Genomic DNA, 15488 nt, shown 5'->3' with positions numbered 1-15488 from the left:
GCCAAGATTTGTGCGACATTCGCCCAGCCGCGGGAAGCGGACCGGGCCCCGCCGCTATGATGTCGGGCAGCAGTCCCCGCCATTCCACCCAGCCGCGCCCACCATGTCGACCCAGCTCCCCGAAATCATCCCCGCCGCCCCCGGCACGCCTGAAAAGCCCTATTTCGGCATCGACGTGCCGCTGATGCGTTATTTCGGGCTGCAGCCGGAGCTGATCGAAGAGGGCTACTGCCGCACGCGCCTGCCGGCGCATCCACAGCTGGTGAACAGCCGCGGCGACGTGCATGGCGGCACGCTGATGGCGACGCTGGACTTCACGCTGAGCGGCGCCGCGCGCTCGCACGCGCCGACGGAAACCGGCGTGATCACCATCGACATGTCGACCCATTTCCTCGCCGCCGCGCGCGGCGAACTGATGCTGGAAGCGCGCTGCCTGCGCCGCGGCGCGCGCATTGCGTTCTGCGAGGGCGAAGTGAAGGATGCCGACGGCAACGTGGTGTGCGTGGCGCGCGCCGCGTTCAAGCTGGTGCCGTTGTCCAGCGGCGGCAACTGAGCACCAATTGAGCGGCAGTTGAGCGCCAACCGGGCAGCCCGGGCGGCGCGCGCGCCGCTCAGCCCAGCGCGCGCGGCGCGAAAGCGTGGTTCAGCGGGCCGTTGCCGCCGCCCAGCCGCAAACCTGCGCCGGCCGCGATGGCCTGCGCCACATAGTCCAGCGCGGTCCCGACGGCCGCTTCCAGCGCCTCGCCGCGCGCCAGCTGCGACGCGATCGCCGCCGCCAGCGTGCAGCCGGTGCCGTGCAGGTTGCGGGTCTCGACACGCGGGTGCGTGAACACGCGCACGGTGCCGTCCTTCAGCATCAGCATGTCGTCCAGCCCGCCGGCGAAGCCCGCCGCGCCATCGTCTTCCAGGTGGCCGCCCTTGAGCAGCACGGCCGGGCAGCCCAGCGCGATCAGGTCGGCGGCGGCCTGTTCCATGTCGGCGCGGCGCGCGATCCTGCGGCCCAGCAGGTAGGAGGCCTCGGGCAGGTTGGGCGTGACCAGCAGCGCGCGCGGGAACAGCAGCCCCACCATGGCCTGCGTGGTGGCGTCGTCGGACAGCGTCGCGCCCGAGGTCGAGATCATCACCGGGTCCACCACCAGCTTGCGCAGGCCGTGCCGGTCCGCCGCCGCGGCCACGGCCTCGACGATGGCGGCGGTGCCCAGCATGCCGGTCTTGGCCGCGTCCACGCCGATGTCGCCCGCGACCGCGTCGATCTGCGCGGCCACCATGTCGGCCGGGATCGCATGCACGCCGCTCACGCCCAGCGTGTTCTGCGCGGTGATCGCGGTGATGGCGCTCATGCCGAAGCAGCCCAGCGCGGAAAAGGTCTTCAGGTCGGCCTGGATGCCGGCGCCGCCGCCGGAGTCGGAGCCGGCGATGGTCAGGGTGCGGGGTGGCGTTGGAATCATCTGTGCAGGAATCGGAGGGTGCCGGTGCGCAAGGCGTCCGGGCACGCTACAATACCGCCACTCCGAGGAGCGTTGCAACGGATGGAGGCCCCGCGAGGCACATCGCGCGGCCGGCGGCACAGTCGCCCCTGCCATCCGCCAGGCTCGGACTGTCTTCAACGGCGCTCGCTGATCCGTGGTTTCGCACGGAGGCGAGTCGACCTATCCGCGTGCTTCGCATGAGCCCGAGCGCCATGCACGGCCGCCAGATTCCCGTACTCGTCACCTGCGTGCCACTCTTCACCGGGAGTGAAACATGAACGCTGTGACCGACCTGAAGCACGACTACCTCGTCGCCGACATCAACCTGGCAGGCTGGGGCCGCAAGGAAATCGCCATTGCCGAGACCGAGATGCCCGGCCTGATGGCGATCCGCGACGAGTTCGCCGCCGCGCAGCCGCTCAAGGGCGCGCGCATCGCCGGCTCGCTGCACATGACGATCCAGACCGCCGTGCTGATCGAGACGCTCAAGGCGCTGGGCGCCGACGTGCGCTGGGCCTCGTGCAACATCTTCTCGACGCAGGACCACGCCGCCGCCGCGATCGCCGCGGGCGGCACGCCGGTGTTTGCGTTCAAGGGCGAATCGCTGAAGGAATACTGGGACTTCACGCACCGCATCTTCGACTGGGCCGACGGCGGCACCCCCAACATGATCCTCGACGACGGCGGCGACGCCACGCTGCTGCTGCACCTGGGCGCCAAGGCCGAGAAGGACGCTTCGCTGATCGCCAACCCGGGCAGCGAGGAAGAAGCCTACCTGTTCGCCGCGATCAAGGAAAAGCTTGCCCGCGACCCCAGCTGGTACAGCCGCAACCTGGAAGCCATCCGCGGCGTGACCGAGGAAACCACCACCGGCGTGCACCGCCTGTACCAGATGGCGCAGAAGGGTGAGCTGCGCTTCCCCGCGATCAACGTCAACGACTCGGTCACCAAGAGCAAGTTCGACAACCTGTACGGCTGCCGCGAATCGCTGGTCGACGGCATCAAGCGCGCCACCGACGTGATGATCGCCGGCAAGATCGCCGTGGTCGCCGGCTACGGCGACGTGGGCAAGGGCAGCGCGCAGGCGCTGCGCGCGCTGTCGGCGCAGGTGTGGGTGACCGAGATCGATCCGATCTGCGCGCTGCAGGCCGCGATGGAAGGCTACCGCGTGGTCACCATGGACTACGCCGCCGAGCATGGCGATATCTTCGTCACCTGCACCGGCAACTACCATGTCATCACCCATGACCACATGGCCCGGATGAAGGACCAGGCCATCGTCTGCAACATCGGCCACTTCGACAACGAGATCGACATCGCCTCGATCGAGAAGTACGAGTGGGACGAGATCAAGCCGCAGGTCGACCACGTCAAGTTCCCCGACGGCAAGAAGCTGATCATCCTGGCCAAGGGCCGCCTGGTGAACCTTGGCTGCGCCACCGGCCACCCGTCGTACGTGATGAGCAGCTCGTTCGCCAACCAGACCATCGCGCAGATCGAGCTCTGGCAGGAGCGCGACAGCGGCAAGTACCCGGTCGGCGTCTACACGCTGCCCAAGCACCTGGACGAGAAGGTCGCGCGCCTGCAGCTGCGCAAGCTGAACGCGCAGCTGACCGAGCTGACCGAGCAGCAGGCCGCTTACATCGGCGTGAAGAAGGAAGGCCCGTACAAGGCGGATCACTACCGCTATTGATGCGCGCAGTGAGGTAGCCACGCCCTCTCCCGCTTGCGGGGGAGGGGAGCCATCCCGCAGGGAAGCCAACCAAGGAACCGTCATGAGATTACTGGTCGTCTGGATCATCAACGCCGTCGCGCTGTTCGTCTTGCCGTACATCATCCCGTCGATCCACATCAAGAGCTTCGGCTCGGCGATGCTGGCGGCGCTGGTGCTGGGCCTGGTCAATACGCTGATCCGTCCGCTCCTGGTGATCCTGACGCTGCCGGTTACGCTGCTGACGCTGGGGCTGTTTATCTTCGTCATCAACGCGCTGCTGTTCCTGTTCGTCGGCAACCTGCTGTCGGGCTTTACCGTCGGCGGCTTCTGGGCGGCCTTGCTGGGCTCCATCCTGTACAGCGTGATCTCGTGGCTGCTGGCCAGCCTGCTGCTGGGCAACCGCGACGACTGACCCTATTCGCGCGCCGTGACAACGCGGCGCGCCACCATCATGCAAGACCGCTACTTCAGCTTTGAATTCTTCCCGCCCAAGACGGCGGAGGGCACGGAGAAGCTGCGCAACACGCGTGCGCAGCTGGCACCGCTCAAGCCCAAGTACATCTCGGTGACGTTCGGCGCCGGTGGCACCACGCAGCAGGGCACGCTCGACGCCGTGCTGGAAATCCAGCGCGAAGGCATCGAGGCCGCGCCGCACCTGTCATGCGTGGGTTCGTCGCGCGAGAGCATCCGCGCGATCCTGCAGCAGTACCGCGAAGGTGGCATCCGCCATATCGTCGCGCTGCGCGGCGACATGCCGTCGGGCATGGGCGAGATCGGCGAGTTCCGCTACGCCAACGAACTGGTCGAGTTCATCCGCGCCGAGACCGGCGACTGGTTCAATATCGAAGTCGCGGCATACCCGGAGTACCACCCGCAGGCGAAGTCGCCGCGCCATGACCTCGACAACTTCGTGCGCAAGGTCAGGGCCGGGGCCGACTCGGCGATCACGCAGTACTTCTACAACGCCGACGCGTACTTCCGCTTTGTCGACGATGTGCGCGCGCTCGGCGTCGAGGTGCCGATCGTGCCGGGCATCATGCCGATCACCAACTACTCGCAGCTGATGCGCTTCTCCGAGATGTGCGGCGCCGAAGTGCCGCGCTGGGTGGCCAAGCGCCTGGAGAGCTTCGGCGACGACCGCGAATCGATCCGCGCCTTCGGCCTGGACGTGGTCACGGCGCTGTGCGAGCGGCTGCTGGCCGCGGGCGTGCCGGGGCTGCATTTCTATACGCTCAACGCGGCCGGCGCGACCAAGGCGATCTGGCAACGGCTGAAGCTGTAAGCGCCGGGACCGCGCTGATGGCCACACGCCGCCCCGATCCCTTCATCGAACATTTGCTCGAGCTGATGGGGCCGCTGGCGGCGCGCATCGGGCCGGTGACGGCCAGGCGGATGTTTGGTGGCCACGGCCTCTTCTATGACGGGCTGATGTTCGCGCTGGTGTCGGGCGGTACCTGCTACCTGAAAGCGGATGACACCACGCGCTGCAAGTTCGACGCCGAGGGCAGCGAGCCCTTCCGCTACCAGTCCGCCAGGCGCGAGGTCACCATGCGCCACTACCTCAGCCTGCCGCCCGCCGCACTGGAATCGCCAGCGGCGATGACGCCGTGGGCAAAGCTCGCGGTGGAGGCGGCGCTGCGGCTGGGGAATGCGGGCTGAGCGCTGTGCCAGCGCGCAAGCCACGCCGAATCGGTGCCATACTCGCCCCATGGTCACCGCCACCTTCCGCTTCTACGAGGAACTGAACGACTTCCTCGCGCCGGACCAGCGCCGGCGCGACCTGTCCTGCGCGTGCGCGCGCGCCGCGACCGTCAAGCACATGATCGAGGCGCTGGGCGTGCCGCATACCGAGGTCGAGCTGATCCTGGTCAACGGCGAGTCATGCGGATTCGACCGGCAGCTGTGCGAGGGCGACCGGGTCTCGGTCTATCCCAAGTTCGAACGCATCGACGTGTCCCCACTGCTGCGGGTACGCGAGCAGCCGCTGCGCGTGATGCGCTTTGTTGCCGACGCCCACCTGGGCGGGCTGGCGCATCTGCTGCGCATGACCGGCTTCGACACGCTCTACGACAACCATTTCGAAGACAGCGAGATCGAGCGCATCGCGGTCGACGAGGGCCGCATCGTGCTGACGCGCGACCGCGAGCTGCTCAAGCGGCGCGGCATCACGCACGGCTGCTATGTGCGCGCGCTCAAGTCGCGCCAGCAGGTGCGCGAGATCTTTGCGCGGCTGGACCTGGCGCGCAGCGCCCGGCCGTTTTCGTTGTGCCTGGACTGCAATGCGCCGTTGCACGCGCTGGATCCCGCCGGCGCGGCCGGGCGCGTGCCGGACGGCGTGCTCGCGCGGCATCGCAGCTTCGTCACCTGTGACCGCTGCCGGCGGGTGTTCTGGGAGGGCTCGCACTGGCGCTGCATGCGCGCGCTGGTCGATGAGCTGGTGCAGGGCGCCGGGACCGCTCCGGGCTAGAACGCGCCCGACTCCGTCACGATCCAGTCCATGGCGATGTCGTGCGGCTGCGCCTGCAGAGAAATGCGGCAGGCATCGTAGCCGACGCCGATGGCCACCGGCCGCTGCGCCATCGCCGCCAGGGTGCGGTCGTAGAAGCCACCGCCGTAGCCCAGGCGGAACTTGTCCGGGCTGAAACCGACACAGGGAATGATCAGCGCATCCGGCATGGCGGCCTCGGTGCCGTCGGGCACCGGGATGCCGTAGTGGCCGGTGGCCATGGGCGTATCCGGCGTCCACAGGTGGAAATCCAGCGGCGTGCCGGGCCGGCTGACCGAGGGCAGCGCGGCATGGCGGCCGGGCACGGCGGCGAGCCACTGCGCCACCGCGGCGCGCGCGTCGAACTCTTGCTGGATCGGCCAGTAGAAGCCCAGGCAGCGCACCGCCAGGCCCGCCAGCAGTTCGGACAGCGCGGCGGCGATGCGGGCATCGGCGGCGGTGCGCGCGGGCAGCGCGGCGCGCTGCGCCAGCAGCTGCGCGCGCAGCGCGCGGCGGTCGCCGGCAGGGATGGAGCTAGTCGCAGGAGTGGAAGACATGGCGTGGGATAATGCCCTCGTCCGAACCAACACGGACGGCGGCGCCGCGGTTTTCGGCACACGGTGCAGGCGCGGGCGCCGCCGTCATCGACAAGGAAGAAGAATGCTGAAGGGAGTATATCTGCAGCGTGCAGGGCGGGCCGCCTGGATCGCGCTCGCATGTGCATTGCTTGTCACGCCCGTCCACGCGCAGAAGCGCCCGCAGGCGGTCACGCGCGCGCCGTCGACGGTGATCCCCAGCGATCCCGACGAGGCCTTCACCGCGCTGCGCGAAGCCGCGCGCAAGAACGACGTGGAACGCGCTTACGCGATCTCGGCCACGCTGGTGGACTACCCGGTGCCGTCCTATGTCGAGTACTTCCGCATCAAGCCGCAGTTGTTCGACGCCAGCGGCCTGGCCCGTATCGATGCGCCGGACGACCAGGTGCGCGTGTTCCTGCAGCGCTACAAGGGCGACGCGATTGCCGACCGCATGCGCAATGACTGGCTGCTGGTGCTGGGCAAGAAGCGCGACTGGGCCAACTTCGATGTCGAATACCCGCAGTTCGCGCTCAAGGACGATACCCAGGTCGAGTGCTATGCGTTGCTGTCGCGCGCGCTCAAGGGCCAGAACGTCGCGGCCGACGCGCGCGCCGTGCTGAGCGATCCCAGGTACTACGGCGAAGGCTGCGTCGACCTGATCGGCTACCTGGTCCAGAGCCAGCAGATCCAGCGCAGCGACGTGGCCTTCCAGGCGCGCCTGGCGCTGGAGCAGAACTACGTCACGCTGGCCGGCAAGATCGCCGCGCTGTTGCCTGATGCGCGACCTGAGGCGCGCGCCGACGGCGACACCCTGGCCACCATCGTCAAGATGGCGCGCTCCGACCCGTCGCAGGCGGCGGCCTACCTGGCCACGGCCCAGGGCACGCTGTCGCGCGACGAGCAGGGCGCGGCGTGGGGTGTGGTCGGCCAGTTCGCCGCCAAGAAGCTGCTGCCCGAGGCGGCCGGCTACTACCGCCGCCAGATGGACCTGGGCGGCAACCAGTGGCTGTCCGACGACACCCAGGAATGGCGCGTGCGCGCCGCGCTGCGCCAGGGCGACTGGAAGCAGGTGCGCCAGGCGGTCGAGCTGATGCGCCCGGAGCTGCGCGCCAAGGACCCGGCCTGGACCTACTGGTACGGCCGCGCGCTCAAGGTCGACGGCCGCGACACCGAGGCCCAGCAGAACTTCCAGCAGATTGCCGGCCAGTTCAATTTCTACGGCCAGCTGGCCAGCGAGGAACTGGGCAACCGCATCACGCTGCCGCCGCGCACCACCGTCAGCGACGCCGAGGCCATGGCAATGCGCGCGCGCCCCGGTTTTCAGCGCGCGCAGAAGTTCTACGCCATGAACCTGCGCTTCGAGGGCAACCGCGAGTGGAACTGGGAGCTGCGCAACATGAGCGACCGCGAGCTGCTGGCCGCGGCCGAATATGCGCGCCGCCTCGAGCTGCTCGACCGCACCGTCAACTCGGCCGACCGCACCCGCAACGAGCATGACTTCGCGTTGCGCTTCCTGATGCCGTACCGCGACATCATGCAGCGCGCCACCGACGAGGTCGGCCTCGACATGGCATGGGTGTACGGCCTGATCCGCCAGGAGTCGCGCTTCATCATGAATGCGCGCTCGTCGGCGGGGGCGCATGGGCTGATGCAGGTGATGCCCGCGACAGCAAAATACGTGGCGCGCAAGATCGGCATGAGCGACTTTTCGCCGTCGATGATGGGCGATCCCACCATCAACATCCAGCTCGGCACCAATTACCTGAACATGGTGCTGACCGACCTGGACAGCTCGTGGACGCTCGCCTCGGCCGCGTACAACGCCGGCCCGGGCCGGCCCAAGGCCTGGCGCAGCACGCTGGCGCGGCCGGTGGAAGGCGCGATCTTTGCAGAGACCATCCCGTTCAATGAAACGCGCGGCTATGTGAAGAATGTGCTTTCCAACGCTACGTACTATGCTGCATTGATGAGTGGCCGGCCGCAGTCGCTGAAGTCGCGCCTGGGCACGGTCGCGCCGTCGGCGGTGACCACCACCAGCCTGCCCTGAAGTCGTCTGTTCTGGTCCGCCTGCTCCGGCATGGGGCGGGCAAGACGGGCCTGCCGGCATAGTGCCGCGGGCCCGGGCTGGCGGGTGCCGCGGCGTGCTTCTTTCCTGGCACGGAGGCAACATGCAGACCAGCAACGTCCTCGTCATCGGTGGCGCCGGCTTTATCGGCAGCCATCTCGTCTCGCGCCTGGCCGGCGCCGCCTCGGCCTCGGGCGCGCCGCTGGAACCCGGCGCCAATCCCGATTCCCCCATCGCCCCTGAGCGCATCGTGGTCGGCACGCGCAATGTCGAGCATGCGCAGCACCTGCTGCTGCTGCCGCGCGTCGAGGTGGTGGAACTGGGCCTGGCCGACAATGCCGCGCTCGACGACGCGATCGGCTCGCTGGGCGTCGACGGCATCGTCGTCAACCTGGTAGGTGTACTGCACGGCGAGCGTGCCGAGCCCTACGGCGAAGCCTTTGCCAGCGCGCATGTGGAGCTGGTGCGGCAGATCGTGGCGTCATGCCTGTCCACCGGCGTGCGCCGGCTGTTGCATATGAGCGCGCTCGGCGCCGACAGCAAGGGGCCGTCGATGTACCTGCGCAGCAAGGGCGACGGCGAGCGCATCGTGCGCGCCAGCGGGCTCGACTGGACCATCTTCCGGCCTTCGGTGGTGTTCGGCCCCGATGACCATTTCCTCAACCTGTTCGCCCATATGCAACAGCTGGCGCCGGTGGTGCCGCTGGCGTGCGCGCATGCGCGCTTCCAGCCGGTATTCGTGCAGGACGTGGTGCAGGCCTACCTGAACGCCATGGTGAACCCGGCCACCATCGGCCACGGCTATGAGCTGGGCGGGCCGCAGGTCTATACGCTGGAGGAACTGGTGCGCTTTGCCGGGCGCGCCTCGGGCCATCCGCGCCCGGTGATCGCGCTGCCCGATGCGCTGGCGCGGGTGCAGGCCGCGGTCATGGAGCATATGCCGGGCGAACCGCTGCTGTCGCGCGACAACCTGGATTCGATGCAGCTCGACAATGTGCTGGAGCGCCCGCTGGCGCCGGAGCTGAACCTGCATCCCGTGCACCTGGAGGCCGTCATGACCGACGCGCTGTCGGGACGCAACCGCGATGCCGCGCTGACCCACATGCGCGCCAGCGTGCACCGCTGAGGCGCCACCGGGCGGCGCGGCCTATGTGACCGGATTTCATATCGGTTGCGAGCGCAATTCACTTTGACGCGGGCGGCCAGGCTGGCAAAATGACTGGTCCGGCGCTCTGCGGCCTCGCCGTGCCGCGGGCCGCGGCGCATGGATCGCGGCCCGCGTCCGTGCCGTCTCTCCCTCCGTTTCCTCCCCCAAGGACCTCACGATGAAGCTCGTCATCGGCAACAAGAACTATTCCTCCTGGTCGCTGCGCCCCTGGCTGCTGCTGCGCCAGGCCGGCATTGATTTCGAGGAAGTGCAGGTGCGCCTGTTCACCGGCAGCTTCGCCGCCGAGATCGCCCGCTACTCGCCCGCGGGCAAGGTGCCGGTGCTGGTCGACGGCGATGTCACCGTGTGGGATTCGCTGGCGATCTCCGAATACGTGGCCGAGCGCTTCCCCGACAAGCAGCTGTGGCCGGCCGACCCCGCCGAGCGCGCGGTTGCGCGCGCGGTCTGCGCCGAGATGCACTCGGGCTTCGGCAACGTCCGCAGCCAGTTGCCGATGAACGTGACCGCGGTGCTGCCCGGGCGCGGCTGGAACGTCGCGGTGCAGCGCGAGGTCGAGCGCATCGCCGCGATCTGGGACGGGCTGCGCAAGCAACATGCGGCGCGCGGGCCGTTCCTGTTCGGCACCTTCACCGTCGCCGACGCGTTCTTTGCGCCGGTGGTAAGCCGCTTCGCCACCTACGGCATCCACCTGCCGGACGACCGCGAAGACGCCAAGGCCTATGCCGATTTCGTGCTGGGGCTGCCGGCGATGCAGCAATGGATTGCCGGCGCGCGCGAGGAACGCGACTTCCTGGCCGACGACGAGCCGTACCGCCTGGCCCCGGACCGGGCCGATGCGATCATCGTCAACCACTAGCCAGAACGCCGGCACCGGGCGGCTGCCCCGTGCCGGCGCATGAAAAGGCCATAACCATGCAGGTGTATGCCGTGGGCGGCGCGATCCGCGACGAACTGCTGGGCAAGCCCAGCCAGGACCGCGACTACGTGGTCGTCGGCGCGACCCCGGCCGAGATGGAAGCCGCCGGCTACCGCCCGGTCGGCAAGGATTTCCCGGTGTTCCTGCATCCGCGCACGCAGGAGGAGTACGCGCTGGCGCGTACCGAGCGCAAGACCGCGATGGGCTACAAGGGCTTTGCCTTCTACTGCGAGCCCGACGTCACGCTGGAAGACGACCTGGTCCGGCGCGACCTGACCATCAACGCGATGGCGCGCGCGGTGGATGCCGACGGCAACCTGACCGGGCCCGTGATCGATCCGCACGGCGGCCAGCGCGACCTGGCCGCGCGCCTGTTCCGCCATGTCTCCGACGCCTTTGCCGAAGACCCGGTGCGCATCCTGCGGCTGGCGCGCTTCGCCGCGCGCTTCCACGACTTCAACGTCGCCGCCGAAACCATGCGCCTGATGCGCGAGATGGTCGCCGCGGGCGAGGTCGACGCGCTGGTGCCCGAGCGCGTGTGGCAGGAGCTGGCGCGCGGGCTGATGGAGGCACGGCCGTCGCGCATGTTCGAGGTGCTGCGCGAATGCGGTGCGCTGGCGCGGCTGCTGCCCGAGCTGGAGCGGCTGTGGGGCGTGCCGCAGCGCGCCGACTTCCACCCCGAGGTCGATACCGGCGTGCACGTGATGATGGTGATCGACTGCGCCGCCGCGCTGGACGCGCCGCTGCCGGTGCGCTTTGCCGCGCTGGTGCATGACCTGGGCAAGGGCACCACGCCCGCGGACGTGCTGCCGCGCCATATTGGCCACGAGCTGCGCAGCGTCAGGCTGCTGGAAGAGGTCTGCGCGCGCTTGCGCGTGCCCAACGAGTGCCGCGACCTGGCGGTAGTGGTGGCGCGCGAGCACGGCAACATCCACCGCTCGCTGGAGTTCAGCGCCGCCGCCGTAGTGCGGCTGCTGGAGCGCTGCGACGCGCTGCGCAAGCCCGCGCGCTTCGCCCAGGCGCTGCAGGCCTGCGAGGCCGACAAGCGCGGGCGCAAGGGTTTGGAGCACAACGCCTACCCGCAGGCCGCGCGCCTGCTGGCGGCGCGCGAGGCCGCGGCGTCGGTCGATGCGGGGGCGATCGCGCGCGCCTGCGCGGATGACGTGGCGCAGATCAAGGACCGGGTCCATGCCGCGCGGGTCGCCGCGGTGGCGCAGCGGCTCGGGGCGCAGCCGGGCGAGTGAGCCGGTCCTGGCAGGCGGCCGAAGGTCCTACAGCAGCTTGCCGATCACCAGCGCAATCAGCGAGATCAGGATCGTCGACGCGAACGGCAGCACGAACTCGCGCCCGAACACGCGGAAGCGCACGTCGCCGGGCAGCCGGCCCAGCCCGACCTTCTGCAGCCACGGCAGTGCAGCGGACAGGATGATCACGCTCAGGAAGATGGTCAGGGTCCAGCGCAGCATGGCGGCTCCGGTGCCGTTACAAGGCGTGGCAGCGGTCGCCGCGGGCAAAACCGGCCAGCGGCTCGGTGTCGTCGAGCCCGCGCGTGAGCGCGATCACCTTGAACAGTTCGCCCATCTCGGCCTCGGACAGCAGCTTCTGCACCGCGTTGGCCTGCGGCAGGAAGGCGCGCGCGTCGGACGGGTCCAGCGCCATCAGCAGGTCGGTGATGCCGGCGTTCATCAGGAAGCGCGCCTGCGAGGCAAAGCCCGCCACGGTCAGCCCCGAATCGGCCGCGGCGTGCGCGATGCCGCTGAAGTTCACATGCGCGGTGATGTCCTGCAGCCCGGGATACAGGAACGGGTCCGGGTGCGCATGATGGCGGTAGTGGCACATCAGCGTGCCGCCGGCGCGCTGCGGGTGGTAGTACTCGCTGCCGGGGAAGCCGTAGTCGATGAAGAAGGCCGCGCCGCGCGCCAGCATGGCGCCGACCGCGCGCGTGAAGCCCTCGGCCTCGGCATGGGTTTCGGTGACGAGGTCGTGGTCGCCGGGGATGGTGCGCAGCGCCGCGGGCACGTCGGCATCGGCCAGCGGGCGGTCCTCGAAGCGGAACGCGTGCGCGCCGCCATCGGCCTGCGGCGCGGCCCGCGCCACGCCGCGCTCGTGCCAGCCGCCGTCGCGGCGCGCATACAGCTGCACCGGCATCGCATCCAGCACTTCATTGCCGACGATCACGCCGTCGAAGGCGGCCGGCAGCGTATCGAGCCAGGTGACGCGCTCCGCCAGGTGCGGCGCGCGCCGGGCCAGCGTGTCCTGCTGGCGCGCGCGCAGCTCGCCCGACAGTTCGACGATGGCGTAGGTGTCGGGCAACTGGCCTTCCTGTTCCAGCCCCAGCAGCAGGTCCGCCGCCAGCCGGCCGGTGCCGGCGCCGAATTCCAGCAGGCGCGGCATTCCCTGCGCCAGCAACGGCGCGAACTGGCGCGCCAGCGTGCGGGCGAAGAACGGGCTGAGCTCGGGGGCGGTGATGAAGTCGCTGCCGTCGCGGGCATCGCGCCCGAACTTGGCCGAGCCGCCGCTGTAATAGCCCAGGCCGGGCGCGTACAGCGCCAGCGCCATGTAGCGGTCGAAGCCGATCCAGCCGCCGGCGGCATCGATCGATTCGCCAATACGGGCCGTAAGGGTATCGGAAGCGGCCTGCGCGTCGGCGGGGGGAAGGGGTAAACTAGCGGCTTTCTGCATCCTGCGATTGTAGCAATGCCCGCATCCAAGATCCCCGCCGGCGAGACCGGTGCCCAGCCTGCCGTGGCCCGCGGCGTGGCCCTCGTGACCGGCGGCGCGCGCCGCCTGGGCCGCGCCATCGCGCTGGAACTCGCGGCGCAGGGCTGGGACGTGGCCGTGCACTGCCATCGCTCGGTCGACGAGGCCGAAGCCCTCGCCACGCAGCTCCGCGCGCTCGGCCGCCGCGCCGCGGTGCTGCGCGCCGACCTGGCCGACGAGGCCGCCACCAGCCGGCTGGTGGCCGACTGCACCGCCGCGCTGGGCGTGCCGACCTGCCTGGTCAACAATGCCTCGCTGTTCCAGTACGACGTGGCGACCAGCTTCTCGTATGCGTCGCTGGATACGCATATGCGCACCAACGTGGCCGCGCCGCTGCTGCTGGCGCGGGAACTGCACAAGGCGCTGGCCGCGGCCGCGGGCGCGGAGGGCGCGAACAAGGCCGCCGAGCCGCGCGGCGTGGTGATCAACCTGCTCGACCAGAAGCTCGACAACCTGAACCCGGATTTCCTGTCGTACACGCTCTCCAAGGCTGCGCTGCAGACCGCCACGGTGCAGCTGGCGCAGGCGCTGGCGCCGCGCCTGCGCGTGGTGGGCGTGGCCCCCGGCATCACGCTGGTGTCGGGCGAGCAGTCGGAGCAGAGCTTCCGCCGCGCGCATCGCGTGACGCCGCTGGGCCAGTCTTCCACGCCCGAGGACATCGCCCAGGCGGTGGCCTACCTGGCGCGCGCGCGCGCCGTGACCGGCACCACGCTGTACGTCGACGGCGGCCAGCACCTGATGCCGCTGGCGCGCGACGTGATGTTCCTGACCGAATGACCTGCATCATCGGCCGCGCCTGACCGGCGCGGCAACCCTGTCTTACACTGCCCCTTTCGTTTTCCGCCCATGACCATGCTCGCCGCCCTTTCCCACCCCAGCCTGCAGGACTGCCGACGCATGTTCCTGCGCAATTACGAAGTGCAGATCAATATCGGCGTGCACGAATTCGAGAAGAAGGGCGAGCAGCGCGTGCTGATCAATATCGACCTGTTCGTGCCGCTGGAGGAATGCACGCCGCAGGCCGACAAGCTCGACGAAGTGGTCGACTACGACTTCATGCGCAACACCGTCGCGGCGCGCATGGCGCAGGGCCACGTGCACCTGCAGGAAACGCTGTGCGACGACGTCGCGCGCGCCATGCTGAAGCATCCCAAGGTGCGCGCGGTGCGCGTATCGACCGAGAAGCCCGATGTGTACCCGGATTGCGATTCGGTCGGGGTCGAGGTCTTCCATATCAAGCAGGCCTGAGCGGTCCTGCCGGCGCCCGCTGCAGCGCGCGGGCGCCTAAAGTAAAATGTTGCCCCTTCGCGCCGCGCCGGCCATTCCATCCGGCGGGCGCCACGCAACAGGATGCTCCATGAGCCACTCAAACAACTTCTATCGCCTCGAGACGAGGCTGCAATCGCAAACCGGCAAGGCCATCGGCGACTTCGGCATGATCGAGGACGGCGATACCGTGCTGGTCTGCATGAGTGGCGGCAAGGACTCGTACACCATGCTGTCGGTCCTGATGGCGCTGCAGAAGCGCGCGCCGATCCGGTTCAAGCTGATTGCGATGAACCTGGACCAGAAGCAGCCCGGCTTCCCGGAACACATCCTGCCCGAGTACCTGAAGTCGGTCGGCGTCGAATATGTGATCGTCGAGGCTGACACCTACTCGATCGTCAAGGAGAAGGTGCCCGAGGGCAAGACCACCTGCTCGCTGTGCTCGCGCCTGCGCCGCGGGGTGATCTACCGCACCGCCAAGGAGCTGGGCGCCAACAAGATCGCGCTGGGCCACCACCGCGACGACATCGTCAACACCTTCTTCCTGAACATGTTCTTCGGCGGCAAGATGAAGGCGATGCCGCCCAAGCTGGCCACCGACGACGGCGCGCACATCGTGATCCGCCCGCTGGCGTACTGCTCGGAGAAGGACATCGCGTCGTACGCGCGCGCGATGGAATTCCCGATCATCCCGTGCAACCTGTGCGGCTCGCAGGAAAACCTGCAGCGCAAGAAGGTCAGCGAGATGCTGCAGGAGTGGGAGCGGCAGAACCCGGGCCGCATCGACAATATCTTCGCGGCGCTGCGCAACGTGGTGCCGTCGCACCTGGCGGATACCGAGCTGTTCCCGTTCACCGGCCTGGCGACCGGCCTGGCCAAGGTCGACGAGGCCTCGCTGTTCGGTGAAACCACGTTCCAGCAGCAGCCGCTGACGTTTGCCGGCAGCCTGGACGAAAACCGCATGGAGTTCGTGCGCTTCGAGCGCGCGCCCGCGGCGGAGCCGGCCGGCACGCAGTAAGTCCCGCGGCACCCGGACGGCAAAACGCCCGCTTGCGCGGGCGTTTTTT

17 protein-coding genes and 1 riboswitch are annotated in these 15488 nt (G+C 69.0%); of the genes, 13 read left to right on the top strand and 4 right to left on the bottom strand.

The features are described from left to right. Positions 1–103 precede the first annotated feature (103 nt). Positions 104–553 (top strand): PaaI family thioesterase, encoded by a 450-nt coding sequence (locus tag GA0116996_RS26680; protein ID WP_092317751.1) that lies wholly within the window; start codon positions 104–106, stop codon positions 551–553. 58 nt (positions 554–611) lie between these two features. Here the strand turns inward: GA0116996_RS26680 and thiD are convergent, their stop codons facing one another. Beyond that, positions 612–1448: a bifunctional hydroxymethylpyrimidine kinase/phosphomethylpyrimidine kinase gene (gene thiD / locus GA0116996_RS26675; RefSeq protein WP_208601274.1), complete on the bottom strand. Its 837-nt coding sequence runs from the start codon at positions 1446–1448 to the stop codon at positions 612–614. A gap of 58 nt (positions 1449–1506) precedes the next feature. After that, positions 1507–1622: riboswitch (S-adenosyl-L-homocysteine riboswitch) on the top strand. 121 nt (positions 1623–1743) lie between these two features. On the opposite strand from thiD, the gene ahcY reads away from it, so the two are divergent. From ahcY to GA0116996_RS26650, 5 genes are all read left to right on the top strand, one after another. Then, positions 1744–3162 carry an adenosylhomocysteinase gene (ahcY, locus tag GA0116996_RS26670; RefSeq protein WP_092317745.1) on the top strand — a complete coding sequence of 473 codons (1419 nt, stop codon included), beginning with the start codon at positions 1744–1746 and terminating at the stop codon, positions 3160–3162. Positions 3163–3244: 82 nt separating this feature from the next. Beyond that, positions 3245–3595, top strand: coding sequence for a phage holin family protein (locus GA0116996_RS26665; protein ID WP_092317742.1), 351 nt, complete (start codon positions 3245–3247; stop codon positions 3593–3595). A 39-nt stretch (positions 3596–3634) separates the two neighbouring features. Continuing rightward, a complete protein-coding gene (gene metF, locus GA0116996_RS26660) occupies positions 3635–4465 on the top strand; it encodes a methylenetetrahydrofolate reductase [NAD(P)H] (protein WP_092317739.1) in 831 nt (276 codons plus the stop codon). A 17-nt stretch (positions 4466–4482) separates the two neighbouring features. Continuing rightward, a complete protein-coding gene (locus tag GA0116996_RS26655) occupies positions 4483–4842 on the top strand; it encodes a TfoX/Sxy family protein (RefSeq protein ID WP_092317736.1) in 360 nt (119 codons plus the stop codon). Positions 4843–4891: 49 nt separating this feature from the next. Next, entirely contained in the window at positions 4892–5650 is a 759-nt protein-coding gene (locus GA0116996_RS26650) for a Mut7-C RNAse domain-containing protein (protein WP_092317733.1), read from the top strand. Here the strand turns inward: GA0116996_RS26650 and GA0116996_RS26645 are convergent. Next, positions 5647–6225, bottom strand: a complete 579-nt coding sequence (locus tag GA0116996_RS26645; protein ID WP_092317730.1) for a 5-formyltetrahydrofolate cyclo-ligase — start codon at positions 6223–6225, stop codon at positions 5647–5649. The genes GA0116996_RS26650 and GA0116996_RS26645 overlap by 4 nt on opposite strands. Positions 6226–6328: 103 nt before the next feature. Between GA0116996_RS26645 and GA0116996_RS26640 the strand changes: the two genes are divergently transcribed. From GA0116996_RS26640 to GA0116996_RS26625, 4 genes are all read left to right on the top strand, one after another. Then, positions 6329–8293, top strand: a complete 1965-nt coding sequence (locus tag GA0116996_RS26640) for a lytic transglycosylase domain-containing protein (protein ID WP_092317727.1) — start codon at positions 6329–6331, stop codon at positions 8291–8293. 121 nt (positions 8294–8414) lie between these two features. Further along, entirely contained in the window at positions 8415–9437 is a 1023-nt protein-coding gene (locus GA0116996_RS26635) for a complex I NDUFA9 subunit family protein (RefSeq protein WP_092317724.1), read from the top strand. 199 nt (positions 9438–9636) lie between these two features. Next, on the top strand, positions 9637–10335 hold the full coding sequence (locus GA0116996_RS26630) for a glutathione S-transferase family protein (RefSeq protein WP_092317721.1): 699 nt from the start codon (positions 9637–9639) through the stop codon (positions 10333–10335). Between the two features lie 56 nt (positions 10336–10391). Further along, entirely contained in the window at positions 10392–11639 is a 1248-nt protein-coding gene (locus GA0116996_RS26625; RefSeq protein WP_092317718.1) for a multifunctional CCA addition/repair protein, read from the top strand. 27 nt (positions 11640–11666) lie between these two features. Here GA0116996_RS26625 and GA0116996_RS26620 read toward each other — a convergent pair whose 3' ends face one another. Together GA0116996_RS26620 and GA0116996_RS26615 are read right to left on the bottom strand one after the other, a co-directional pair. Continuing rightward, the gene (locus tag GA0116996_RS26620; RefSeq protein WP_012351539.1) at positions 11667–11861 is read right to left on the bottom strand and encodes a DUF2905 domain-containing protein; all 195 of its coding nucleotides are present in this window, start codon (positions 11859–11861) and stop codon (positions 11667–11669) included. Positions 11862–11877: 16 nt separating this feature from the next. Next, entirely contained in the window at positions 11878–13077 is a 1200-nt protein-coding gene (locus GA0116996_RS26615; protein WP_092317715.1) for a class I SAM-dependent methyltransferase, read from the bottom strand. A gap of 15 nt (positions 13078–13092) precedes the next feature. On the opposite strand from GA0116996_RS26615, the gene GA0116996_RS26610 reads away from it, so the two are divergent. The 3 genes from GA0116996_RS26610 (at position 13093) to ttcA (ending at position 15439) form a co-directional block, all read left to right on the top strand. Next, positions 13093–13932 carry an SDR family oxidoreductase gene (locus tag GA0116996_RS26610; protein WP_092317712.1) on the top strand — a complete coding sequence of 280 codons (840 nt, stop codon included), beginning with the start codon at positions 13093–13095 and terminating at the stop codon, positions 13930–13932. Positions 13933–14001: 69 nt separating this feature from the next. Beyond that, positions 14002–14403 (top strand): dihydroneopterin aldolase, encoded by a 402-nt coding sequence (locus GA0116996_RS26605; protein ID WP_082818824.1) that lies wholly within the window; start codon positions 14002–14004, stop codon positions 14401–14403. A 109-nt stretch (positions 14404–14512) separates the two neighbouring features. Next, positions 14513–15439, top strand: a complete 927-nt coding sequence (gene ttcA / locus GA0116996_RS26600) for a tRNA 2-thiocytidine(32) synthetase TtcA (protein ID WP_092317709.1) — start codon at positions 14513–14515, stop codon at positions 15437–15439. Positions 15440–15488 lie beyond the last annotated feature (49 nt).

It is taken from the genome of Cupriavidus alkaliphilus (assembly GCF_900094595.1).
In the GTDB taxonomy this organism is placed as follows: Bacteria; Pseudomonadota; Gammaproteobacteria; order Burkholderiales; family Burkholderiaceae; genus Cupriavidus; species Cupriavidus alkaliphilus.
Note: the sequence above shows the minus strand (reverse complement) of the source record. Positions and strands in the feature narration are given on the sequence as shown.